Annotated in this window: 28 protein-coding genes and 1 pseudogene; 11 read left to right on the plus strand and 18 right to left on the minus strand. The window is 36.4% G+C overall.

Translation table 11 applies throughout. The features are described from left to right. Positions 1 to 93: 93 nt before the first annotated feature. The gene (locus tag RMB13_RS02345) at positions 94 to 327 is read right to left on the minus strand and encodes a hypothetical protein (RefSeq protein ID WP_311084315.1); all 234 of its coding nucleotides are present in this window, start codon (positions 325 to 327) and stop codon (positions 94 to 96) included. A 281-nt stretch (positions 328 to 608) separates the two neighbouring features. Between RMB13_RS02345 and RMB13_RS02350 the strand changes: the two genes are divergently transcribed. Next, positions 609 to 833 (plus strand): hypothetical protein, encoded by a 225-nt coding sequence (locus RMB13_RS02350; protein WP_056478911.1) that lies wholly within the window; start codon positions 609 to 611, stop codon positions 831 to 833. A gap of 183 nt (positions 834 to 1,016) precedes the next feature. After that, positions 1,017 to 1,256, plus strand: a complete 240-nt coding sequence (locus tag RMB13_RS02355; protein WP_003650908.1) for a hypothetical protein — start codon at positions 1,017 to 1,019, stop codon at positions 1,254 to 1,256. 102 nt (positions 1,257 to 1,358) lie between these two features. Here the strand turns inward: RMB13_RS02355 and RMB13_RS02360 are convergent, their stop codons facing one another. Further along, positions 1,359 to 1,511 carry a hypothetical protein gene (locus tag RMB13_RS02360; protein WP_003650910.1) on the minus strand — a complete coding sequence of 51 codons (153 nt, stop codon included), beginning with the start codon at positions 1,509 to 1,511 and terminating at the stop codon, positions 1,359 to 1,361. A gap of 513 nt (positions 1,512 to 2,024) precedes the next feature. Here RMB13_RS02360 and RMB13_RS02365 point away from each other — a divergent pair. From RMB13_RS02365 to RMB13_RS02375, 3 genes are all read left to right on the plus strand, one after another. After that, complete coding sequence (locus tag RMB13_RS02365; protein WP_005041751.1) at positions 2,025 to 2,174, plus strand: hypothetical protein; 150 nt, start codon at positions 2,025 to 2,027, stop codon at positions 2,172 to 2,174. Positions 2,175 to 2,268: 94 nt separating this feature from the next. After that, entirely contained in the window at positions 2,269 to 2,739 is a 471-nt protein-coding gene (locus RMB13_RS02370; protein WP_311084316.1) for a hypothetical protein, read from the plus strand. Between the two features lie 145 nt (positions 2,740 to 2,884). Beyond that, positions 2,885 to 3,073: a hypothetical protein gene (locus RMB13_RS02375; protein ID WP_311084336.1), complete on the plus strand. Its 189-nt coding sequence runs from the start codon at positions 2,885 to 2,887 to the stop codon at positions 3,071 to 3,073. A gap of 249 nt (positions 3,074 to 3,322) precedes the next feature. On the opposite strand, the gene RMB13_RS02380 is transcribed toward RMB13_RS02375, so the two are convergent. Beyond that, positions 3,323 to 4,213 (minus strand): AraC family transcriptional regulator, encoded by an 891-nt coding sequence (locus RMB13_RS02380; RefSeq protein ID WP_311084317.1) that lies wholly within the window; start codon positions 4,211 to 4,213, stop codon positions 3,323 to 3,325. Positions 4,214 to 4,411: 198 nt separating this feature from the next. On the opposite strand from RMB13_RS02380, the gene RMB13_RS02385 reads away from it, so the two are divergent. Both RMB13_RS02385 and RMB13_RS02390 read left to right on the plus strand, forming a co-directional pair. After that, positions 4,412 to 5,107, plus strand: a complete 696-nt coding sequence (locus RMB13_RS02385) for an alpha/beta hydrolase (RefSeq protein WP_311084318.1) — start codon at positions 4,412 to 4,414, stop codon at positions 5,105 to 5,107. Positions 5,108 to 5,217: 110 nt separating this feature from the next. Next, positions 5,218 to 5,334, plus strand: a pseudogene (locus RMB13_RS02390) (TetR family transcriptional regulator); the annotation flags it as partial. A gap of 112 nt (positions 5,335 to 5,446) precedes the next feature. Here the strand turns inward: RMB13_RS02390 and rarD are convergent. Beyond that, positions 5,447 to 6,346 carry an EamA family transporter RarD gene (gene rarD, locus RMB13_RS02395; protein WP_311084319.1) on the minus strand — a complete coding sequence of 300 codons (900 nt, stop codon included), beginning with the start codon at positions 6,344 to 6,346 and terminating at the stop codon, positions 5,447 to 5,449. 109 nt (positions 6,347 to 6,455) lie between these two features. On the opposite strand from rarD, the gene RMB13_RS02400 reads away from it, so the two are divergent. Further along, positions 6,456 to 6,926, plus strand: a complete 471-nt coding sequence (locus RMB13_RS02400; protein WP_311084320.1) for an Lrp/AsnC family transcriptional regulator — start codon at positions 6,456 to 6,458, stop codon at positions 6,924 to 6,926. A 5-nt stretch (positions 6,927 to 6,931) separates the two neighbouring features. Then, positions 6,932 to 7,039 carry a helix-turn-helix domain-containing protein gene (locus RMB13_RS02405; RefSeq protein WP_249882037.1) on the plus strand — a complete coding sequence of 36 codons (108 nt, stop codon included), beginning with the start codon at positions 6,932 to 6,934 and terminating at the stop codon, positions 7,037 to 7,039. 169 nt (positions 7,040 to 7,208) lie between these two features. On the opposite strand, the gene RMB13_RS02410 is transcribed toward RMB13_RS02405, so the two are convergent. The 11 genes from RMB13_RS02410 to RMB13_RS02460 all read right to left on the minus strand — a co-directional run bounded on the left by RMB13_RS02410 (position 7,209) and on the right by RMB13_RS02460 (position 18,221). Beyond that, the gene (locus RMB13_RS02410; RefSeq protein WP_311084321.1) at positions 7,209 to 7,934 is read right to left on the minus strand and encodes an amino acid racemase; all 726 of its coding nucleotides are present in this window, start codon (positions 7,932 to 7,934) and stop codon (positions 7,209 to 7,211) included. A gap of 1 nt (position 7,935) precedes the next feature. Further along, complete coding sequence (locus RMB13_RS02415) at positions 7,936 to 8,958, minus strand: D-cysteine desulfhydrase (protein ID WP_311084322.1); 1,023 nt, start codon at positions 8,956 to 8,958, stop codon at positions 7,936 to 7,938. A gap of 17 nt (positions 8,959 to 8,975) precedes the next feature. Then, on the minus strand, positions 8,976 to 9,767 hold the full coding sequence (locus RMB13_RS02420) for an ABC transporter ATP-binding protein (RefSeq protein WP_045435758.1): 792 nt from the start codon (positions 9,765 to 9,767) through the stop codon (positions 8,976 to 8,978). After that, complete coding sequence (locus tag RMB13_RS02425) at positions 9,767 to 10,546, minus strand: ABC transporter permease (RefSeq protein WP_045435751.1); 780 nt, start codon at positions 10,544 to 10,546, stop codon at positions 9,767 to 9,769. The genes RMB13_RS02420 and RMB13_RS02425 overlap by 1 nt, the downstream gene beginning before the upstream one ends. Before the next feature lie 9 nt (positions 10,547 to 10,555). Then, on the minus strand, positions 10,556 to 11,635 hold the full coding sequence (locus RMB13_RS02430) for an ABC transporter substrate-binding protein (protein ID WP_311084323.1): 1,080 nt from the start codon (positions 11,633 to 11,635) through the stop codon (positions 10,556 to 10,558). Positions 11,636 to 11,923: 288 nt separating this feature from the next. Further along, a complete protein-coding gene (locus RMB13_RS02435) occupies positions 11,924 to 13,135 on the minus strand; it encodes a GTP-binding protein (protein ID WP_311084324.1) in 1,212 nt (403 codons plus the stop codon). 42 nt (positions 13,136 to 13,177) lie between these two features. Further along, positions 13,178 to 13,825: a nitrile hydratase subunit beta gene (gene nthB, locus RMB13_RS02440; protein ID WP_311075099.1), complete on the minus strand. Its 648-nt coding sequence runs from the start codon at positions 13,823 to 13,825 to the stop codon at positions 13,178 to 13,180. A gap of 42 nt (positions 13,826 to 13,867) precedes the next feature. Further along, positions 13,868 to 14,467, minus strand: coding sequence for a nitrile hydratase subunit alpha (gene nthA, locus RMB13_RS02445; RefSeq protein ID WP_017390305.1), 600 nt, complete (start codon positions 14,465 to 14,467; stop codon positions 13,868 to 13,870). 84 nt (positions 14,468 to 14,551) lie between these two features. After that, complete coding sequence (locus RMB13_RS02450) at positions 14,552 to 16,066, minus strand: amidase (RefSeq protein WP_311084325.1); 1,515 nt, start codon at positions 16,064 to 16,066, stop codon at positions 14,552 to 14,554. 140 nt (positions 16,067 to 16,206) lie between these two features. Next, positions 16,207 to 17,085, minus strand: a complete 879-nt coding sequence (locus tag RMB13_RS02455) for a transporter (RefSeq protein WP_311084326.1) — start codon at positions 17,083 to 17,085, stop codon at positions 16,207 to 16,209. Between the two features lie 86 nt (positions 17,086 to 17,171). Then, positions 17,172 to 18,221 (minus strand): phenylacetaldoxime dehydratase family protein, encoded by a 1,050-nt coding sequence (locus tag RMB13_RS02460; protein ID WP_311084327.1) that lies wholly within the window; start codon positions 18,219 to 18,221, stop codon positions 17,172 to 17,174. A gap of 420 nt (positions 18,222 to 18,641) precedes the next feature. Between RMB13_RS02460 and RMB13_RS02465 the strand changes: the two genes are divergently transcribed. Continuing rightward, the gene (locus RMB13_RS02465; protein ID WP_311084328.1) at positions 18,642 to 19,592 is read left to right on the plus strand and encodes a helix-turn-helix domain-containing protein; all 951 of its coding nucleotides are present in this window, start codon (positions 18,642 to 18,644) and stop codon (positions 19,590 to 19,592) included. Positions 19,593 to 19,695: 103 nt separating this feature from the next. On the opposite strand, the gene RMB13_RS02470 is transcribed toward RMB13_RS02465, so the two are convergent. Further along, a complete protein-coding gene (locus RMB13_RS02470) occupies positions 19,696 to 20,133 on the minus strand; it encodes a DUF2147 domain-containing protein (protein ID WP_017390310.1) in 438 nt (145 codons plus the stop codon). Between the two features lie 509 nt (positions 20,134 to 20,642). Here RMB13_RS02470 and RMB13_RS02475 point away from each other — a divergent pair. Next, positions 20,643 to 21,113 carry a spore coat U domain-containing protein gene (locus RMB13_RS02475; RefSeq protein ID WP_311084329.1) on the plus strand — a complete coding sequence of 157 codons (471 nt, stop codon included), beginning with the start codon at positions 20,643 to 20,645 and terminating at the stop codon, positions 21,111 to 21,113. 42 nt (positions 21,114 to 21,155) lie between these two features. Here the strand turns inward: RMB13_RS02475 and RMB13_RS02480 are convergent, their stop codons facing one another. Together RMB13_RS02480 and RMB13_RS02485 are read right to left on the minus strand one after the other, a co-directional pair. After that, positions 21,156 to 21,854 carry a DUF1826 domain-containing protein gene (locus RMB13_RS02480; RefSeq protein ID WP_311084330.1) on the minus strand — a complete coding sequence of 233 codons (699 nt, stop codon included), beginning with the start codon at positions 21,852 to 21,854 and terminating at the stop codon, positions 21,156 to 21,158. A 153-nt stretch (positions 21,855 to 22,007) separates the two neighbouring features. After that, positions 22,008 to 24,551 carry a TonB-dependent siderophore receptor gene (locus tag RMB13_RS02485; RefSeq protein ID WP_311084331.1) on the minus strand — a complete coding sequence of 848 codons (2,544 nt, stop codon included), beginning with the start codon at positions 24,549 to 24,551 and terminating at the stop codon, positions 22,008 to 22,010.

Below are 24,551 nucleotides of genomic sequence, written 5' to 3' on the forward strand. Positions count from 1 at the left end.
TGAAAGTTTTTTATATTTGAAAATGGATGTACTTTTTTATCTCATTAAATCAGTTGTCTATAAAACACTCATAAATAAGCCAATTTCATTGATTTATTCAAGATCAAGTTGATTATCGTCTTTAGTAATTCTAATTTTTAACTTTTTATATTTGCGTTTATTTGGATCAATTGCAGAATTTATGACCTCATCTGAGAAAGAGGAGCATAACATTAATTTTGCGTATGCACGGTAGCCTATTAAAATTCTGCGTAGGGGATAGTCCGTTCTTGAAGGATAATATTCGATTCGCGAGTTAAGCTCTTGTAGCAGGGTCTGTTCGGCCATTAGAATAGTTTTCTGTAAGTGATTCATTGCAGCATATAGAGATTTATCTAATCAAAGAAGGGTTATTTTCACTAATATGAAATTTGGAAAATTAAATACTAATATTGCATATTTAAATATTCTAGACATACAAATTATTTTTTTATTACCTGTAAATTTAAGCAGATACACTAAAACCATAATATATTGATAAATGGTAGAAAAATTACGGGTAACAACTCTTTTTAGAGCAACCGATCTATGTGTGTTATAGTCAATTTCGATTAATAATTGGCATTAAAATGGATATCTGTATTGGCGGCATACTTGATGGTCAAAAAAGAAAGAATGATCAGACTCATTTCAAAGTAGACAACCATTATTCTGATCATGGTTCTCAATATAATAAAGAGTATTTTCATTTAGATGGGCAACTTCATTCGTTTTGGATAAGTGAAGAACTTGACTTCTATGAAGCACAAAAAAGAGCTGAATTAATACTGAATACGAAACTTTTAGTTACCTAAATTAAAATAAATAATTTATTATAAAAGAGGGTGGAATTTTGAAGCTATCCTCTTCATTAAAATAAAATTTAAATATTTTATAGATTTAATTTTTGAAATTTATAAATACATAATTATTCATGAATCTATTCTTTTATCCTGTAATCTAAAGAAAATAATTTAGTTTGGATTGTAGGTGTCTATATGGGAGATAAATTGATTGAAAAAGATAAACTTTTAAATTATCTTGCCCAAAAAAATGCAGAGAAAGAAATAGAGTGTGAATGGTTGAGGAATATCATTATTCGGTTAATTGATGAGCTTGAAGATAATAGGTTGCAAGCACAGCTAATTCGACAAGTAAATGAAGAACTTATTTTATTAATACAAACACATGTCGATCCAGATTTTAATTCAAAAGATTTAAGTAAATTTAAAAATTAATTGATTTTTTAAGGAATCTAGTTGGAATGTTCTTTATAAAAAATTAATATGAAAGAAGCCCAAAAAATGGACTTATTTCATATTAATTAAAATTTTATCTTTTTATTTATTTTTTTCTTCATTATTTTTAATTGGTGAAGAATCTTCTGATTCAGATGGCTGGGCCGGTTTTTCAACTTTATCCTCATTTGGTTTTGGATCGGAGTCATTTTGGTTCTGAGTTGCTTTTTTTGAAAAGTCTTTAAAATCAGACATTTTAAGCTTCTTAATAAGAGTAGTGAAGTTTGATAGTATACCTTTCACTCAGTTACATTACGGTAGTTATGGGAGTGGTATGTAGAGATATGTTCCTTTATATACTTTAATATCGATATTATTTTTTAAAAAATATCTTATATATTGATTTAAATAGTAAAATTTAAATCAGGTATATAAATTAATAGATATTTTAAATTTATTTTTATTTATATAGTCTGTAAAAAATATGATATTTGCATCTGCATCCAAAAATATAGAAATTTTATGATATTGTTTTTGTGGGTTAAATTCGTGCTTGGTGTGTGAGTGTAAAGTTAATAAGACTTAAAATAATAAAAAACATAGAGGTTTAAAGTATTTATTCTGTGTGGTGATTAAAATATATATTGTGACAAGAAACAACAGTATCACATTCAGATACACTTGCGTTGTATCTATATAAAGGTAAAGGGACTATGTTAACTAAGTGCTAGATAATCATCTGCACACCATTAAATAGGAGAGACTCTAATGTCTCAGGACCAAGTTAAAAGCGATCAAGACAAATCAAAAGAGCAACAACAGCAACAACAAGATGGTAAAGAGTTTGAACCTAAAACTCCTGAGCAAAATGACGTAGAAAAAGTCAATCAAAATGATAAAAATGAGAAAAAATCATAATATAGAAATTTATATTTTTTCTTAAAAATATTGGTTGGTAGAAAGAATAACTATTCTTTTTGCCAATTTATAAAATTAAGAGGAATATTTTAATATGTATTTTATAATAATACTTTTTATCTTATTTATTTTTGCTTATATTTTATTTAAGGTTTTTTCTAAAGTTAATTTAGAACTCCCCGAAAGCACCTTAAAAATAGCTGGGAAAATATTTACAGAGAACAAAAACTTTTTTGAGCATGAAATAATTGTAATTTTATACCAAGAAGAATTGATAACTTTAGTCGGTAACCAAAATGGTGGTAGCGTGAAGGTCTTTAAAAATGCTGTAATCTGCCTCGAAAAAGAAACAAATAAAATCGCAGTATATATAGATACTTTAAGAGTCGGATATCTTAATAAAATAAACTCCTCTAGTTTTGTTAATTTTTTAAAAATAAAAGGTTTTAGTGAGCGAGATGCTTTTGAAGTTGATGCCGTTATAATGAGTGAAGAATTAAGCCAGTGGAGCGTGAAGTTAGACATACCATATGATATGGAAAAGTTTAGGTTTGATAAATATTAAAATCCAATACATATTTGATTGATATTTTATAAGATATATTTTGGTACATTTTTTTTAGTATTGAAAATAAAAAGAGATCATAATTATTGTAGTGATAATAAAAAGGAGAAAAGATATGGAACTTAGAGCCGTCAAAATGCATAAAATGTTTAAAGAGTTTCATGATGAAAAGGCACTTGGCTATGTGGGGGAATATGATGAAAAACATGATCTTGTAGCTGTATATAATATTTTTAAAGAAAAAATGAAGAAAATAGATGGAACCTACCAATGGATTCTACCTTCATCGGGTGAAGTATTTTTTGTTGAAGAAGATCCACTCTATGTTCGTTAATTAATTTTCCCGTCTAAAAAATCGATAATTTATAAATCAAAGTCCTCTAATGAGGACTTTTTCATATTTCCCTCAAGGTATCTTTAACAATTCTAAAAGCAGGTGACATCAATCTACGACTGGTATAAAACAAATATGTTTTTAGCATTTCCTATTTTTCGACAAAACTAAATTCTGACCTCTATTGTAAAAAATTAAGACATAGCTTTTTAGTGTTTTATTATTTTAGGTTAGAAATTTTCCTTTCTATTATTTAGCTTTAGTTTCCGACATTTCTCTAAATTTTCTTGGGCTATAACCAAATGTTTGAATAAAAGATCTGGTAAAAGCAGCTGGTGAAGAATAACCAACTAAATCAGCAATTTGTGAAATACTTTTATTCGTTTCAATTAAATATTGATTGGCTAACTTCATTCGCCAATGTTTGAGGTAATTAATTGGAGTAGTACCTACCAATTCTATGAAATTTTTTGAAAACTTTGATTTAGATTGATTAGTTTCTTTGGCAAGAATTTCTACGGTCCATTCTTTAGCAGGGTTAGAATGCATTAAGAATAACGCCTTGCTAATAGCAGGATTCTGCAAAGCTGAAATCCAACTTTTATGGTTTAGTGTTTCTTTATTTAGCCAGAATCTTATTGACCATACTAATAGCAAATCGATAACACTTGAAAGCATAACCTGACTACCTAAAGAAGGTTGATCAAGTTCTAATTTTATTGCAGCTACTGTCATTGGTACCCACTCAGCAACTTTACCATTTTGGCCCGAGGGAACTAATATATATTTGGGTAATCCTTCAGCGATTGTTTGTCCATATACGCCGTTTAATTGAAAAATACATGTAATAACAGATGGTTCTACAGCTTTATCTTCTATAATTTCGATAGAATGCTTAAATCTCGAAGGAATAACGATAACATCCCCGTCGTGTACAATCTCATTTATTTTTTGTTCATTACTTTTAATTTTAAAGCTACCTCCTTGAAATATATGAATATACGAAAAATTATTATCCATAAAAACAATATTTGTATTTTTATAATTTTCAACTTGATAAATTTGTCCTGATATTCTTGCATTTTTATAAATATCAAAAAATATATCAGTTAATTTATTTAAATCTTGTTCATTTTCCATCTCACTACATCTCATCAAAAAAATGTTTCTGCAAAAAAATATGCTGTTTTAGTAATTGTTAAAAGTAGTTTTATAACAAATAATCATTTTACGAAGATTTTATAGTTTGATATTTGATCAGATTCTCTAAACTTCATGTATCAATATTTCTACTTAATTTATTGATTTCAATGTCATAGCAAAAGCTAGGAGTAAATCATGAGCAATAAACCAACAATTATATTAGTACACGGCTTTTGGGGAGGCGCTGCTCACTGGAGTAAAGTTATTATTGAGCTTTCCCATAGAGGTTTTACCTCATTACAAGCAGTTGAATTGCCTTTAACTTCACTAGCCGATGATGTCGAACGAACAAAGAAAATGATAGCTCAGATTGATGGTGACGTAATTTTAGTTGGGCACTCTTATGGTGGTGCTGTTATTACTGAAGCTGGTAACCTTCCAAATGTAGTTGGTCTAGTCTATATCGCAGCATTTGCTCCTGATACAAATGAGAGTCCAGGGGAGATTACGCAAAAGCATCTGCCAGTAGCTGCCCCTAATTTATCACCAGATAGTGATGGTTACCTTTGGCTTAAAGCAGACAAATTTCATGAAAGTTTCTGCCAAGACTTAACAAAAGAGGAAGGTCTAGTTATGGGAGTAACACAAAAAGCTCCGTTAGCAAGCACCTTTGGCGATACTATTTCATCACCAGCTTGGAAAACTAAACCTTCTTGGTATCAAATTTCTACTCAGGATCGAATGATTAGTCCAGAAAATCAAGAGTTTATGTCTTCTAGATTAAATGCAAAAAAAGTTATTTCTTTAGATGCTAGCCATGCTTCATTAGCTTCCAAGCCAGTTGAAGTTGCAGATTTAATAGATGAAGCTGTTTCTTTCTTTAATTCATAAAGTTATTTAATTTAAATAGACAAAAAAATTAAGAAGTTAAGAAAATAATAATTTTTTTAACTTCTATTTCATTATAAATATAAGCTCATCTTATCTAGATGGCCTATTGCTTAATTGATGCCGTAATCATTCAGCTTTTAAGTTCAGATGGGGCAATGGATCGGGAAAGGGTGCTGGATTGTTTTTTAATCAACTATGGATGTAAATACCTATCCCAGAATGTCTGAGTAGTTCAGCGATATCCTGCACGATTAATTGCAACCACTTTAGGCCCATTCATCGTGCATATTGGATACTGGGTCGTAATCTTTTTAAAAAGACAGCTATAAATTTCGAAAGTTAAGCATAAGTATTTTTCTTTATGCTATTTACCCCTTCAATGATAAGAGTACAAACTGCTAACCATATCGCAATATAAGTGGGCCATTCATCAGTTTTAATGGTTTCACCAAGTAATATAGATACGACTAATAATAGTATTGGTTCAACATATACAAGAAGCCCAAAAAGCGTCAAATTTAGATGCGGTGCTGAAAGAGATTGAAAGCCTAAAGCAAGAGCACTGATCAAACCAAGACCTGAAATTAACCAAAGGGTATCAGGGTTGCTCATCAATTCATTTGAGCCAATATTTCCGTTAAAAATAAAGAATAGGCTAATAGGTAAACTCAGGATCATATCGAACCAAAGCCCTCCAATATGATTAGTATTAGTCTTTTGTCTTAACCAAAAATAAATCGGATAACCTAAACAAATAAGTAAAGTTGGCCATGTCAGTGTTTTTGATATCACCAACATGTTAATAATTCCAAGGATGGCAAAAATAGAGGATATTTTTTGCAATCTCGACATTCTTTCTTTAAATGCGATTCGCCCTACAATTACCATAATGATGGGCATTAAAAAATATCCAAGAGATACATCGAGGCCGTAACCATTGGTAGGGGCCCACATGAATAACCAAAGTTGTAATCCAATAAGAAACGCAGAAAATATACGAGTTAAAAAGAAAAAGCGGTCTAGAAATATACGAGTGTATATATCACGCACTTGTTGCCAATTTCCTTTCAAAATAATAAAAAGAGTTAAACAGGGAAAAGTCAGCAATATACGCCAACCATACATTTCGTTACCCTGTAATGAGTGTAGTAAAGATGTATAGGCAAACATTAAAGCAAATAGGATAGAGCCAATTACATTGAGAGTTATACCAAGAGCCGTATTCGATTGAGTATGCATAGATATTTAATAGCAGAGTCTTTTAATTGATATTTTATTTCAGGTTGATTGATAATTAGGCTCTTATTTCTTAATATAAATGAGAAAATTTCTCACCGTATGGTTTGTGATGACATTAGATAAATTTGATTTAGCTTTACTTGAACTTCTTCAAAAAGATTGCCATATCCCATTACGTGAATTAGCAGATGCTATTCATTTATCTACCGCTTCAGTGCAGCGTCGAATCCAAAAGCTAGGTGAAAATGGCTATATTATTGGAAATATTGCTGTTTTAGACCCTGATAAATTAAATCAAGTGATTACAATTCTGGTCGAGATTCGAGTAAATAAAACTCATGCGACTGATCTAGATGATCTTAAAAAAAGCTTTTCTGGGCCAGAAATTCAGCAATGTTATTATGTCACTGGTGAGGCAGACTTTATGTTGGTGCTGTTAGTACCGAGTATGAGTCGTTTTCAAAAGATTTGTGATGAGCTATTTCACAATAATTCTAATGTAGAGTGGTTCAAGACAACTGTTGTACTAGATCGAGTAAAAGTTACGTTAGAAGTTCCAGAAATAGATAAAAAGTTATAAATAGCATTTCTGAAGTAGCTTTAGATTATGGTTTTACTGATTTTTCACATTTTAGCCATGCATTCAAAAAGGCTTTTGGTGTAACACCTCGAGAATATTTTAAAAAGTCTTAAGAATATTTAGAAAATTAGGAAAAAATTACATGGTTCTTGAGATAAAGGATTACGTCAAAAACCATGCAATTTATAAATAAAGTCTTTTAAGACCTCGAAGCTGATTTAATTCGATACCATGTTTGGTTCCGTCCAATTATTCAGCTTTTTAGATTTGGAGAACATCATTTTAGAGTTGCGTATTTCGATAAAACCAATTTACACAAGCATCCGCCAAAATTTGTGTGGTATCAAAGCTCACATCTAAAATTGGAGATTGGATTGCATGTAACCCAATCGGAATTTCTGTACAAGCTAAAATAATCGAACCAGCACCTTTATCTATGAGTCTTTGGCTTAATTCTTGAAAAACGCTACCCGCTTTAGCCGATTCATTGCGTTTTACAGCATAAACAGCTGGCATAAATTCCTGTTCTATCTCTTCATCTGAATTAATGACAAAAGGGATGTTATGCTTGCTTAACTCAAGTTGATACAACTGAGTAGAAAGGGCACCTTTAGTTGCCAATATTCCAACCTTATCACCAGATTGATAGTTCCTTAAAATCTGTTGCACCGTAATTTCAACCATATTTAAGATTTCAATATGGGTATGTTGCTGTAAGTCAGAATGCCAGAAGTGCGCGGTATTACATGGAATTGCGATTTTAGAAACGCCACTACGCTCTAAAATTTTTAGTCCATGTATCATTGCATTTAAAGGGCTTTCACCTAAGTTTTTAAGTGCAAGTTGTCGGTCAGGAATACCACCATGATTCCAAGCGATTGTTGGAATATGTTCCTGATCTTTAGTGGCAGGGCTTGCATCGAGCAGACGCTGTTGAAAATCAACAGCAGCGCCCGGACCCATACCACCCAAAATTCCAAGGGTGGGGAGTTCTGAAAATTCTGTCATCTTACAAACGGTATGCATCTTTGCTAGAGAAGGTTTTACGATAACCGAATAAGCCTACGGCACCGCCTGTATGAAGGAAGATCACTTTGTCATCTTTAGTGAAATGACCCTGATGAATGAGGTCGACTAAACCTGCAAAACCTTTACCTGAGTAAACAGGGTCAAGCAAAATACCTTCAGTTCGAGCAAGCAGTTCGACTGCCTCAACCATGCTATCGGTTGGAATACCATAGCCATCGCCAACATAGTCACTATTTGCAATTACTTTTTCACGAGCAATAAGATCTGCGCTTAAACCAAGATATTCTAAAGTTGCACGAGTAAGTTTATAAACATTTTCTTCTTGTTTAGATTTTTCAGCACGAACGCTAATACCGAGTACTGGTAAGTTTGAGTGAGTTGCCGCAATACCCGCTAAAAGGCCAGCTTGAGTACCCGTGCTACCTGTTGCATGTACAAGGTGAGTGGGAGCGAGTTGAATCTGGTTAAGTTGGTTAATTAATTCAATTGCTGTTGAGACATAACCTAAAGCACCAATAGCGTTTGAGCCGCCGCCCGGAATAATGTACGGACGTTCACCTTGTAGTTCTAATTCTTTTGCTTTGGCTTCTAAAGCCGCCACCATGTCTGTGCCACCCGGAACAACCTCAATTGATGTTGCGCCTAAAATCTCGTCGAGCAATAAGTTTCCATTGTTGTAATATTCATCTGTACCGTCACTAACGCGTTGTTCGAGTAAAACAGATGCCTTTAAACCAAATTTGTTTGCTGCTGCAATCGTTTGGCGAACATGGTTAGATTGAGTTGCACCTTGAGTGATTACATGTGTTGCACCTTTCGCAAGTGCATCACCAATTAAAAATTCTAATTTACGGGTTTTATTACCGCTTGTAGCCAGACCTGTAGCATCGTCTCGTTTGATGTAAATCTGGGGACCATTTAACGCTTTAGTTAAGTTAGGTAAAAACTCTAGAGGAGTAGGCGCATGAACCAGTTGAACGCGCGGCAAATGACTTAATAACATAATAGTGTCCTAAAATTTTAGTGTATGTAATCAATCATGCGACTTACTTCTTTGCGCATAATTTCTAAAATATGTTTTTTGGTTTCAATAAATTCTTGCTGTGGCGCAATATTTTCAATGCTGCGGGCACGAGGTAAATTTACTTGAATATCTTCAGCAATACGCCCAGGATGGCCTGCCATTAAAATAATGCGATCTGCTAAAAGTAGAGATTCATCAATATCGTGAGTAACAAATAAAACGGTAGTTTTATTATCTTGCCAAAGCTGAGTCAGTGTTTCCTGCATCAAAATACGTGTTTGAGCATCTAAAGCGCCAAAAGGCTCATCCATCAATAAAATCTTTGGCTTCATAACCCACGCACGGGCAAGGGCAACACGTTGCTTCATACCACCTGAGATTTGCCAAATTCGATGATTTTCGAATTTCTTCAAGCCCGTTTTTTCTAAATAGTATTCAGTTTGCTCAGCAATATATTTAGCTTCAGCTTTTGATTGCTTAAGTGGAAATTGAATATTTTCTTTTACTGTGAGCCAAGGAAATAACTGAGCCTGTTGAAATACAACAGCTCGGTCAATGCCCGGTGCTGAGATGGTTTGACCATCTACATAAATGTCACCTAAAGTTGGTTTTTCAAAACCAGCAAGTAAGTTCAAAATAGTTGATTTACCACAGCCAGAAGGCCCAAGTAAGCAAACAAACTGACCTTCAGGAATTTTCAGATTAATATCTTCTAAGACCGTATTTTCCGTTTTGTTTTGTTTAAATATTTTCTGAACATTATTTAGCTCAATAAATGGTTGAGTCATTATGCTTTTCCTGTCCAAGGGGCCCATTTTTGCTGTGCTTTCACAATGAGCCAATCTAAAATAAAGCCAATTGTTCCAAGTAAAATAATTCCGACAATCACAACATCTGTACGCAAATAAGAGCCGGCATTAATAATCATCCAGCCTAAACCAGAAGTTGCTGCAACCATTTCCGCTGCAATTAATGATGTCCAACCAATACCAATAGATAAACGAATGGTGGTGAAAATTTCAGGAAGCGAAGAGGGTAAAATGACACGAAATAAGATTGCTGTTTTTCTTAGGCCCATCGTTTGTGCTGCTTGAATCAAACCATATGGAACGTTTTGGCTTGCTGCGGTTGCACCCACAATGACACTAAGCAAAGTCGCAATAAAAATAAGGAAAAACTTAGATTCCTCACCAATCCCTAGCCACACAACAACTAATGGAATGAGGGCAATTTTGGGAATAGGGCGTAAGAATTGTACAAATGGATCTAAAACGGCATTAAGTACAGGGCTACGACCCATTAATAATCCCAAAGGCACACCAATAATGATTGCAACGAAGAATGCAAAGAATGCACGCGCCGTACTTACTAAAATGTGTTGGTAAAAAGGAGCATCACGGTAACCGTTTTTAAATAAATCTAAAACTGTATCTATAATTTGTAGCGGAGAGGGCAACAAAATTGGTGATACAAGTTTGAATGTACACACAAGCTGCCAAATAATCACAAAAGTGATTAGCGATAATGCACTAATCACTTTTAATTTAAACGGGTTCAACTGAATCATCTCATAACCTTATTTTGTCGCTTCAATAAGGTATTTACTGTTTATATTAGGCGCATAGCTCTTTGGAACATCCGATTGTTTCAACTCGCCAATATTGACTAAGAATTTAGCAATATCTTGAGTTGCTTTAGCTAAGCCAGAGTTTTCATCGTTTGGTGTCGCACCTAAATATTTTTCAGAGGCTTGATCTTTCAGAGGAATGTACTCAATACCAGCAAGTGTGGTTTCGACTTGATCATATGGAAGGCTTAAATATTTAGAAATTTTTTGGGAAGCAGCTTTAGGATCTTGTTTATATTCATCAACTTGTTCTTGGTAAGCTTTCAGGAATTTAATTACAAGATCAGGGTGTTTTTCTGCAAACTCTTTGCGGACAGCAAAGTTGTTGTAAACCAAAATGCCTTTTTCATTTAGCGTCGTTGTACGATAAATTTCTTTACCGCCTTCTTTTTCTAGCTGCTGAGTAAATGGTCCCCAAACATAGGCTGCATCAATATCACCACGTGTCCATGCAGAAACAATTTCAGCAGGCTTAAGTGGGATTAATTTGATTTTTGATTTATCAATTTTATTTAATGCAAGGGCCTGTTCTAAAGCATATTGCGCAGTGGAGTTTGCGGGGAAGGCAACTTTTTTACCTACCAGATCTTGCAGGTTTTTAATGTCAGGACGGACGATTAAACGTTCTGCACCAGAAATTAGACCTTCCAAACCAATGATTTCAATTGGTAATCCGCGAGTGATGCCTGCAACAGCCGGACTTGAACCAAAACGAGCAATATCAATTTCATTTGCGGCGAAGTAATTAATTACATCCGCACCCGAAGCAAATTCGACCCACTTAATTTTTGTACCTAAAGCTTTTTCAAAATCTCCATCAGCTTTACCAAGAACCCAAACTCGTGGACCACCACCCCAAGCAAAACGTACTTCTTTAGGAAGTTCAGCAGCAGGTGCAGTTTGAGAAGCTTCTACCTTAGTTTCATTATTTTGCTGTGAATTATTTCCACAACCCGTTAAAAGTGCAAAGCTGAGAACCCCTAATGATAAGACCGCATTTTTAAAGTGAAAATGTGTTGCAAACAACATTATATTTCCAGTAATTTTCGAAATTTACTCGATCTTAGTGAAAATTTATGATTAATAAAAATATGAAAAAGTGGAATGGATATATGCAAAGATGAGTTTATATTTATGAATAAAAAAGCATTATTTATCACTTAAACTTGATAGTTGTCCTTTTAGTTAAAATCGGTACTTAAATAGGGTGAACTAACTGTGAAATTAAATTATTTATATAAAAATTTTTAACTATTAGGTCCTAGATTTGATCTTATGAAAATCAACCCAATTCTAAAAAAAGTGGGTTGATAAACATCAATAAGCTGTCCAAACGTCAGGTCCGTCTTCGATTTCATCTAATGTTAATAAACATTGATCTAACTGTTGTTGAAGTTGTTCCCAGTCAATATTTTGACCGATAAAAACAATTTCCTGTCGACAGTCGCCTGTACGTTCATCCCATTTTTCAAAAATACTATTACGACGATAAGCATCCTGAGGCCAGTCAGCCTGATTAATAAAATTCCACCATTTGCCTACATATTCCCATGCAAATTGATTTCCTGTTTGCACGAGCATCGCAATATCCTGATAACTATTGGCAAACCAGATGTAGCCTTTACAACGTAATAAAGCACCATTATTCCATGCTTGCTGTAAAAAGCTCTGAAAACGTTGGGGATGAAAGGGAAGACGCTCATGATATACCCATGAAGAAATACCATAATTTTCAGATTCAGAATGAATCTCCTCATTCGGATCCATCTGTTTCATCCATCCTGGGGATTTCACCAAATCAGGCAAATTGAATTTATGAGTATTTAGAATTTTTTCGAGATCAATTTCACCAAAAGATATGGGAAAAATTTCTGCTGCTGGGTTCAGCTCAGTGAGTAATGATCGCAATTGATAAAATTGTTCTTGTCCAATCACATCAACACGACTGACTAAAATAACATTAGCGTATTCCACTTGTTCGATCAAAAGATCCGATAAAGGGCGTGTTGTCGACAACTCTTCTTCTTGATGAGCTGTTTCTACTTTGTCATTGGATTGAATCATTTGAGCAAAGTTTTCGCCATTTACTACAGTGACCAGCGTATCTAAACGGGCCAGCTCACTTAAGCTAAAACCATTTTGATCAAGAAAAGCAAATGTTTCGGCAACAGGCATGGGCTCTGAAATACCCGTTGATTCTATTAAAATATAGTCAAACTGTGACTTGCGCGCGATTGTACTAATTTGTTCGAGTAAATCGGCCCTTAAGGTGCAACAGATACATCCGTTGCTCATTTCAATTAATTCATCAGTACCACGACTGAGATCTACATGACGGCGCACATCTTCAACATCAATATTAATTTCACTCATATCATTGACGATTACTGCTACTTTCATATTCTGCTGATGATTCAGAATATAGTTCAGTAGGGTGGTTTTGCCTGAACCTAAAAAGCCAGATAAAACCGTCACAGGAATACGAGAGGAATTAAGTTCAAATTCTGATTTTAATGATATTGCTGTCATGCATGACCTCATAGTTCGTGATAGTTAATATAGAAAATCAGGTTAAGAGGTCTGAGCTTTATCTAAATAGCTCTCAAATAAATCAACGACTACAGAACCTTCAAGACCTGCATCTCCCCATAATTCTTGTGTTGAAAATTCCACATGATACGTTGGTTGGGGTAATGCATCAGAATGACCATGACCCGCAGCATCTGGAAATGGCCATTTTTCTGTGGTGCGGTGAAGGACAACACCTGTTTTTCCTCTTACATAGGCAGGTACACGAATATGACCAGAAATATATTCATCACGAACAGTAACTCGGTCTCCAACTTCAAATGGTGGACGTCCTGAAATTGCAGCGCGGCCATTTGAATGATTTGGGCTAGCGAGTTGAAAATGAGAACCTAGAGCGTCATCTAGTTCTTCTTGCGTAATCACACCAGTCTCTGTAAGCAAAGTTGCTGTTGCAATCACATAACGCTCGTAATATTCAGTTCCAACATGTTGCCGTAAACCAATACGCTCTACAGCATGACGAATCTGATCAATATTAAATTTATTGAGATGTCCTGCACCTAAAAACATTAATGTGTAGGCGAGGTGCTCCCAGTCTTTTTTAAATACAGGTTTGTAACTCTTGCTATTTATTTGGTGATCAATTGAGCCAAAACCTTGCATACCACCTAAATCATGAAAACCATCCATTATCATTACTCCACTATATAGTTGATAAAGCGTTACTAAAAACTAAGGCAATTTTGGCAATGCAACACCAATAAGTACGTCCTTGGTGATGAGCTTTCGAAGTTCTTCTTCAGTCATATGCTCAGTTCCTTCGGGGCGCATTGGTAATACCAGATAACGTGTTTCGGCAGAGGTATCCCATACTTTGATTTTGATATCTTCGGGTAATTCTGTGCCCAGCTCTTTTAGTACCGTTCGGCCTTCACGCACTAATCGTGCCCGAAATTCAAAGCTCTTGTACCATTCTGGTGGTAAGCCCAAAACGGGCCAGTTAGTGCAAGAACAAAGGCTGCAAACAATTACATTTTTGATTGTTGGTGTATCTTCAAGGGCAACAATATATTCACCCTGCGGGCCGGTATAACCAAACATTTCACATGCAGCTGTGCCATTACTTAATAACAGCTCACGATAGGCTGGGTCAGTCCACGCTTTAGCCACTACATGAGCGCCGTTAGCCGGATCAAATTTATTGGCAAGCAGATCGGTTAAACCTTCGATAAATCCTTCTGGTATTAATCCTTTATTGCTAAGCACTTTGTGCAATGCCCATGCTCTCTCGCCTGGGGTGGAGTTTGATGTTTTAGAAACAGATGTACTCACGTGTAATACTCCTTGGTAGAGATGAGTTTCAACGAACCATATTCATGAAGAAATGGTTTGATTGAATGAACGTTTTGATTTTGCTTAAAAAGTTTTCCAATCAACGGCTGCTTCAAAAGCTGCGGCTGCTTGATAAATAGTGCCTTCGTTAAAATGACGTCCGATGAGCATCATGCCAACAGGTAAATCATCTACGAGCCCACATGGCACACTCATCGCTGGATGGCCTGTAATATCTTGTGGTGCTGTATTTCCAATCATTTCAAAGGCACGGGTAATATATTCAGTTAATGAACAATCTGAGTCAGGCAGAGGTTGGGCAACAATAGGTAGAGTTGGCATTAATAGAAGATCGTATTCAGCCAATTTTTGGTCATAACCTGCACGGGCACGTCGTACAATATTTTGTGCTTTAGCGTAGTAACGACCTGAATAGTTTCGAATGCCGTATTCGCCCACAAACATACAGACTTTTAATGTTGGAGAAAGCTGATCGGCTTTTTGGCGCCAGTCTTTGTGTTTATCGAGTAGTTTGACATCGTATAAGCCTTCCCAATTGAAGCCCATGCCATTCCCATGCATCATTTGTGCAGTCAGGCCTTCACAGCCTATCGGTGTCCATAATGCACCTGCGAGTTGATGTTCAGGCAAAGAGATTTCTTCAACAATTGCACCGAGTTTTTCAAACTCCGCTGCGGCTTGGCGAACTTTTTCTGCCACTCTTAAGTCCATGTTGGGTAGAGCAAAGCCTTCCTTAACAATACCGATTTTTAAACCCTTCACACCGCGATCTAAATAACTTGTGTAGTTTTCAACGTGAACAGCATATTGACGTGGATCCAGCCCATCGATGCCTGCGATGACTTCAAGCAGTAGTGCATTATCTTGAACCGAACGGCTTATTGGCCCTGCATGATCAATAGTATTTTCAATAGGCATAATCCCGCTATAAGGAACCAATCCATGGGTGGGTTTCATCCCATAAACACCACAAAAAGCAGCCGGAATACGGATTGAACCGCCTTGATCGCAAGCGATTGCTAAATCGACATCGCCGTTTGAAACAAGTGCAGCACTGCCAGATGATGAACCACCTGCACAATAGCCGTGACGATATGGATTATGTACTGGGGCCGGGTCTGAGGTGTGGCTGCCACCTGATAAACAGAAATGTTCACAAGTCGCTTTACCTAAAATCGTAGCACCTTCATCAAGCATACGAGTCACTACAGTGGCATCATAATCGGGTATGAAACCTTCCAAGGTAGATGAACCATTCATCATTGGAACTTGAGCAAGTGAGACATTATCTTTCAGAGCAACTGTTTTTCCTGCAAGTTTTCCAGTGGGGGCACCTTTAACTTCAGTTTTGTAATACCATGCATTGAGATGATTTTCGGTTAGGTCAGGACGATAAGGTTCAGTACGTGGGTAGTGAACTTCTGGAATTTCATCAGCCAGTTCATCAATCAAATCGTATGCATCAAAATTAGCCTGCATAACACTTAGATATTCCTCAGCTTCTGCGTCAGTCAACTGCATGTGCAGGTTGTTTGCAATCTGTTTTAAATCGCCGATAGTTGGTCTTTGAATTGCCATAATTTTTTACCCGTCACTTGTTATTCTGACTGAAGATATGTTTTAAATTAGTCTGTTCTTTTCTTGAAAACTTGATTTAAAGCGCCAGACAATTGTTCGAAAAGGACAACATGAGCAGTTATCCTGATAGGGGCTAACTTTTAAAAAATGCGTAAATAACGCAAGTTCAGACGAAAATCTTCTTTAAGGCCATCATCTACTGAAAGATCACGTCCCAGTTGCACTACGAACTGGTCTTTAGGCGTCATAAATTTGCTAATAGCAAAGCGAATGTTGGTGGTTTCGGTTGAGTTATCTTGTGAAACATTATTGATTTTGGTTTCACCACCCCAGTTATGCCCGATGCCTAAACCCAAAGAGGTTGTAGCATTTGGCATATAGCGTCCCATGACTTGTGTTTCAAACGAGATATCCTGTTTAAGGGTGTCAGAATTTGCTCCGTAGTTGTCGTTATTGGTGTAAAAGACCACATCACCCACCAGATCTAATGCCCAGTTTGGTGTGAAATGTTTAACATATGCACCCTGTAAATCAAATTTCCAGCGATTACTGCCCAAATTTAATGGTTTATCATTGTCGTAATCTCCGGTCGGAGCATTAAGATAAAGCGTTCCTGCAAGAACATCTTTAGCATCATTTAAGCGATAGCGGACAGGAGCGGTTAAAACAAGATCTCCTATACCAGAGGTGCTTCCAAGTCCGCTGGCATTGTCTTTGCCTTCAACGCGACCAAATGGTAATAAGAACTGTGGCTCAATGGTGACGCGATCGCTGAGTTCGAATACATGGATCATCCTTGCGATTCCTATGTTTGATTCGACTTTCATATCTTTTGCGGCAGTTGAACCATTGCTATAAAGTGCATCGGTCGTGGCATGTTGATAATATATTGCACCGAGAGTTAGGCCACCGGGAGCTTGCTCATAATCACCTGACATCACTTCAGCCCCATGTGTTTCAGCATATGCAGCCAGTAGGGCTATTAACATCATGTAATATTTATAATATTTTGAATTCATTTGCATTTCCTTTAGGCAATAACCAGCCATGAGCACAGTCAGACTGTGCCTGTATTGTTGTGAAATAAAATAATTTTTAGGGTTATTTAGGTGGTTTGTGCGTCCCGCATCATGCCTGTTTGGGAGTGGCAATTGATGTATTCAAATATTTGATGTTTGGCATCACTGACTGAAACTTCATGATAAAGTCTCAAGTTTTGTAAGCCGGTAACAACTTTAAAGAAAGTGGTAAAAATTCTGAGATGTGTGGGATGTGATTCTGCCCAGCGTTCTAATTTATCTAATGAGCGCCAGTAACCTATATCGTAAGCGATATCAAGTAAGTTACCGTCCAGATCAACATTGCGAACAAAACGATTGCTATAGCATCCTACAGATTGGCCTTCATCGCGAAGGAAATCCATGCCATCCTGCAATGAAGGCAGCATTTCATTAAAATATAATGCTCTTTCTTGTTCATCTGCATTGACCCAATCCTGACCAGAACGAATTAACGTAATATTGTCATGGCCCTGTACGACTACACGTCCACCTTTTTGAGGATCACCTGAAAGTATCTGTAATTCGCCGTTGGCTAACATGCGATCTGTCTGTGAAACCGGAAAGCGTTCTCGTGCTGATCCCCAATATCCATGTTCTTGAATATCATCGCTGATACGATCCATGACCGCACCCACACCAGGCAAATCTTCTTTAAATGCATATAAGGTTTCAAATTGTTCAGCCCGTGGTGAAACAATTTCACGAAAATAACCGATGCCATCATTTAGACGTTCATCTGAATTCCACCAGTCATTGACCTCTGCTAAACGTGCCCATTGACAGTAGGCAGCGGGATCACGCCAGTAACCAACCACAATATAATTTTCATAGTTCTGATTATCAGTATGATGTGTTATATCGTAGTTTAATGGTCCGTTTTCTAAACCAAAACTTTTTACGATGTGCTGCATCGCTTTTACAGCCGCAGCTTTTTGGTCTGGTTTAAACTGTATACCTAAATAAGCCATCACAACTTGCTGAAGATCTGCATCAGCCCGAGCTACCCACATGGCAAATGGGGGTTCATATTCATCATGAATTCGGCGGCTAAGTGTGCGAGGACATTTTAGATGTTTGTCGATTGCTGATTCCATTTCCTTTCTCCTACATCTCTTATTGCAGTGTTTCAATCGCAAAATCGTATTGCCTTAATCAAAACAATTAGGCGTTGTTTTAACGGTTGTTTATGTTGGGGGAGCACCGTTGTTATATTGATATTACGCAAGGCATAAAACGAAACTTGGTCAGAATGGACAATCGCTTGTTTAAAAAAGACAGGTTTTAATTTGATCAAAAAAAATATATCGTTTAATTTATAGTGAGCTGTTGATGTTGCAGGATTGCTCCATCAGCATGTAAAAAGTATAAGTAGATGAATAAAACAAACAGGTCTTATGGAAAAGACTTTAACTGTGCAAAGAGATATTAGAAGAGTAGTGGTATGAAAGTTGCTTGATGAAAGCAAGAACATATTTTTTGACATCTTGCGTAGTCGTATAAGGGATTAAATTGCCATGAATCATTATCAGTCATTAAATCCGATTCATTATTCAACTCAAGATATAAATGCATCTGAACGCTTCGAATATTGGAATGATGTTGTGTTACGGCACTGTATTCCAGCTCAAAGCAAGCCTGAAGATGAAAAATCTTTTAATGGTGAATTAAGTGTACGTCAGCTTGGTTTGATAGATATATGCACTGTTTCATCAACTATGCACTTTTGGGAGCGCACCGAAAAGCATCTACGGTTTGGGCCAAATGATGATTTGTGGCTTGGATTTATGGAAAATGGTTGTGGACAATTAGCCCAAGGTGGCAGAACAACACAATACCGAAATAATAGCCTCATGCTATACGATGCTGCACAAACCTTTCAGTTCAATTTAGCTGGAAACAAAAATCACTTAATCCGAATACCTCGTTATTTATTAATCAATCGTGTTCCTAATATTGAACATTTAACTGCTCAAGTTTTGGATGAAACTCGGCCTGGAATTATTCCTTTACGTGAGATGCTACGTCAATCAGTAGATCAAGCATTTGATTTTTCCAACATAGATTTTGCTGAACGCTTTGCTAAATCAGCTTTAGAGTTATTGGTATTAAGTTTAGAAGTACAGGATATTGCTAAGGTAAATATTGAGCGGGATTTATATAGTAAAGCGATGAGTTTTATTTTAAGAAATTTACAAAATCCTGAACTTAACTTAGAAAAGATTGCACAGACACATTGTGTATCAACACGAACATTGAGTAGGGCATTTGCAAGACATCAAAAGACAGTCATGTCAGTCATTTGGTCTGAACGTTTAATAGCAAGTCGTGATGCACTAAAAAGTGGTCGGGTGGCTAGCATTTCTGAAGTAGCTTTAGATTATGGTTTTACTGATTTTTCACATTTTAGCCATGCATTCAAAAAGGCTTTTGGTGTAACACCTCGAGAATATTTTAAAAAGTCTTAAGAATGTTCAGACAATTTTGAAAAAATTGCATGGCTCTTGAGATAAAGGATTAAGTCAAAAAAACATGCAATTTATAAATAAAGTCTTTTAAAGACCTCGAAGCTTATTTAATTCGATACCATGTTTGGTTCCGTCCAATTGCAGAGATACCAATGTATCCACGAGCGATAAGTTTGCTCCCATCTGGTGACATTGTTGCACTAAAACGATATGTCTTATCTGACTGTGGGTCGAGGATAGATCCTTTGTCATATTTATTTTGACCTACACTTTTTAAATTTTTGACGATGGTTAAACCAATTAAAGATTTGTTTTTGTAGGTACCTTCACACATCGTACATTTATTGGCTTCACTCGGAACGAGTATTTTTTCGATGTTAGCAGAGAGGTTACCATTTTTATCTTCGTTAAATCTTACCAGTGCTCTGGGTTCATTGGTTGCATCATCAATTGTTTTCCAAACACTGCCATGTAGTTTGTCTGAAGCAAATGAATGAATCGAATAAAAGCTGAGTAAAAGTAATAATAAATATTTTTTCATATCAATAGTTTCTCTAATTAAAAACGGGTGGCTTTAATCGCCAGAATGATTCATTTTAAATTTAACTTCACAATCTTCTTTATATTGAATCAATAAGATAAATAATATGTAAAGTTATAATCTATTTCTCAAGATATTATTTTGATCAATTTATTTATGCAATTGCGATAATGGACATAATTATTAAATATGGCCTTAAAAGCCGATGATCAGATTATTAATAATCTTTAGAAGTAGGGCGAGTAGGCTGGTATACATGGTGATCAATGTTGACAAAATATGTGCTTAAAAGAAATAAAAAACATCAACTACTTTTAAAATTAACTAGATTGCGTGTAATTCATCACAATTTATAAAAATAAGATGGAAATCATGTGTTTAGTATTGATTGACATTGCCTAATATTAAGTCTTATAACTAAATGATCCTGAAACTGTTTCTTTAGTAAGAACAGAGAAATAACAATATAAAGACGAATAGATATTAGAACGAAAATATAAGGAGAAGAAATGAAAGTCATTAAATACGCCTTATTTTCTCTTATGGGAATGCTGATAATAAATAGTGCAGATGCCGGAAATACATCTACATCATTGAAGGTCAGTTTAACCATTGTAGAAACGTGTGATGTTTCCACTCAAGGAAATTTAGATTTTGGTTCAGTTGTTCGCTCTCAGCCAGTTGCTGGTGCAAGAACGGATGTATCTGTCCAATGTAGTCAAAATACACCGTATCAATTAGCTGTAACTTCAGACAATAATTTTGAACTTAAATCTGCTGCAAGCACAGCATCTGTTGCATATGTACTGTATCAAGATGCTGGTCATACCCAAATTTGGGGAGGGTCGGGAAGTAAAATACGTTCAGGAGTCGCAACAGGAATGAAAGAAAATATTCCTATTCATGGGGCAATTACATCAAGTACCAATGTTCAGGCAACCAAGTATGAAGATTGGGTTCGTGTGAATGTCATATATTAAGAGTAGAAAAAATAATGATGAATATGAGAAACACCGAAACATTTAACAAATCAACAGCAACCGATACTCGCCATCCTTTTCAGCAGGTGCCCGATGAACACAAGGTAAAACCTGTTGTGTAGGATGGTCTACAGCCAAACGCCACAAATGTCCTGTGCCTAAGTTTACAGGTTGGGCGTTAGATTTAGGCTGATAATGCAAATCAAAAAAATACTCTGCCAAGAAAGCTTCAAATTCAGCATCTGGGCCTTCATGTAATGCTTTGAGCTTTTCTCTAATTTCTGGAATTAAAACTTTTTGTTCAACCTGATCATTGGAAACAATATCACTAGCAGCGCCGTGATAGGTACATAAAAAAGTATCGGTTTCAATAGGGGAGCGATCAACATGAAATGAATATACGTCTGTTGAAATGAAATCTAGCTCTTCATCGCGTTCATAATGTTTAAGTAAATTAAGTACAGGTGATGCACCAAATTCAGTTAACTGCTCGATATCTTCTAAAATAGTTTTCCTTGCTAGATCGCCTTGTTCTGAAAGCTGTAGCGCTAAAAGGTCTTCAACAGTAACTTCTGTAATATTTTCTTTTAAATGAAGTTTATTCACAATTTCTTTAAAGTCACCAACCAAGTTTCTGTACCAACACATCGCATTTGCCTCTCCTTGAAACTTTGTATTTATAAGTTCAGGGAAGCTAGACACTTGTCTAATTTGATTGCTGTCAGAAAACGTATTCTTCATATGAGAAATAAATAAAATAATAGAGCATGTCTAATATTATAGCCTGAGCTTAGGCGAAAATATTCTAGTCCAGCTTATTAAGTAGATTTAACCTTACTCCAGAAGAACATTATTTGCCTCTGAAGTAAGGTCTTTAAAAGTCGAGTAATTTATTTACCACTCATATTTCACACCCACTCGAAAATTGGTTGGAGCGCCGTAATAGCTATTTGTAGTGGCTAAATGGTATTTCTCATTAAATAAGTTATTAAGGTTGAAGTTGAGCATAAGATTATTATTCACCTTATAACGTGCCATTAAGTCGACTAAAGCGTAACTTTCTTGAGTAAATCGACCCGTTGCAGAGACTGCATTTTTCTCATAAATTTTGCTTTGCCAACGAATGCCGCCCCCAATGGTAAGAGCTTCATCAAGATAAGGTAGGGTATAGGTGGTAAACAGTTTGGCTGTGTTATTTGGCACACCGGTATTTAATCGGTTGTCTTGGCTATCTTTTGATAAGTTACGGCTAAAGCTTGTGGAAACTTGCCATAAATCAGTCAACTTACCTGTCGCTTCAATTTCAAAGCCGCGGCTTTTTGTGCCAGATTCTGTTCGATATGCTTGAGAACCATCTGGGGCAAATACATTGGTTAATGCAATTGCTGTATTGTCCTCTTTTGTTTGATAAATAGCAGCGCCAACATTTAACTGATTATCAAAAAACTCACCCTTAATGCCCAGCTCGGTACTATTACCTATTAATGGATCAATGTATTCGCCTGTAACGGCTTTTTTATCTTGTGGTGAAAAAATATTGGTGTAGCTTGCATACGCAGTCCAGTTGTCAGTGAAATCATAGGTAACACCGACATATGGAATGACTTTGCCACTTTCTTCTTGTGTTGTGTAGGTGGTCTTATTGTTAGCATTTGAATGGTTGCCCGTTACGCGCTCCCAGTCTTCAATTCGAGTGCCTAAAATGACTGCAAGATTATCGGTTGCTTTAAGACGAACAGCACCAAAAATAGATTGGCTACGGTCATCTCCGCTGTACCAGCCATCTATTTTTGTTTCGGGGCGGTTAGGTGTACTGCCATCCCAAGCAAAAATATTTTTTAGAGTTCCATCCCATGTCATTTTATCGTCAACTGTGTTATTCCAGCCCGAATAGGTAGGACGTTTATTTTTACTTTTTGTGTAGGTTGTGCCGAGTACTACATCATGAGTTTGATTAAACAAATCAAATGAACCATTTAAAGTTAAATTAAATAAGTCTTGAGTAGGACGATAATCCCAGCGAGTTGCATACAACATCGCCCCGCTACCTGTGGCCTTATCGATTCCTTTACTTGAGTAGGTATAGCCCACAATTTCGTCAGAATCTGTAATGGTTCTAGACACCACACCTTTTAATTTCCAGCGGTCATTAAACTGGTGTTCAATATCTGCAAAGTAAGATGTAGTAGAACGGTCAGAACCCGTCCAACTCGCTGCCGCTGAATCTGAACGTGACCAGTCGATTAAACTCCCGTCAGTATAAAAGCTAGGTAAACCACCTCTAGCAACGCCAGTCATGTCAATTTGTTGGTAACTGACACCTAAACTACCTTTGGTTCGGTCGGTTAAATCAGCTTCTACGACTGCATAAGCAACTTTACGTTCTTCGTTGTAACGGTCGATATAGGAGTCTGATTTTTGGTAGGCAAACAGGGTACGACCACGAATAGTCCCAGATTCATTAAGTGGTGTGGAAACATCAATATCGGTACGGTAAGAATCCCAAGAACCGATGTCAGCACTCACCGAAGCTTTAAAGTCCTGTAATGGTTTTTTTCGGACCAGATTAATACTTGCGCTTGCACTTCCAGCACCTGTCATTAAGCCATTTGCACCTCGCACAACCTCTACACGGTCAAATAAAGCCATGTCCTGACTTTGGAAAATACTTGAATATGAACTCATGAGCTTCACGCCATCGAGTAAATAACTATCCACTTCTTTACCGCGAGCGTAAATAGGGGAATTATCACTACCAATATTTCCGCCTTGTTTAATTGAGAGGCCTGCCGCCTGACTTACCACATCGGTTAGTTGTGTCAGGTTCTGATCTTTCATTTGTTGATTGGTGATTACACTGACCAATTGAGGCGTTTCTTTCAGACTTAATGCTAAGCCAGTAGAAGCAGTGGTGGCTTTCGCCGTATATAAACCAGAACCTTCGGTTGTTAGGTTTTCGCCATGATCTGCATTAACATGAATTGTTGCTAAATGGGCTGTACCTGCTTCACCGCCTGCCGTATCAAATTCATTATTGTTATTTGCTTTGGTTTTAATTGTTTCCAACTGAAAGACTTTGGGTTCAATCGGAGCGGGAGAAGATTTCACTCGAATGCTATAGCCGCCATTGTTGACTTTAACAGCTTCAAATGGCTGATTTTGTAATAGCAGGCTTAAAGCATCGTCAACAGCGTAATTCCCTTTAAGCGCTTTGCTTTTTGTTTTTGAAAGGCTCGCATTATCGTAGCTAATGGTTGTACCCGTTTGAATCGCTAGTTGCTTAATGGCCTGATCAAGTGTGCTTTGATTAATTGAAATGCGATAAGTTTGCGCAGCGTAAGCAGAAGTTGTGGTAAGCGCCGTGACCACCAATGGCGTACACCACAGCACTGCACGTATAGCCAAAGCCAATTTACTTTTTGCTTGATAATCCTTCAT

Origin of the sequence: Acinetobacter sp. V102_4, assembly GCF_031799005.1 — a bacterium.
Taxonomy (GTDB): Bacteria; Pseudomonadota; Gammaproteobacteria; order Pseudomonadales; family Moraxellaceae; genus Acinetobacter; species Acinetobacter calcoaceticus.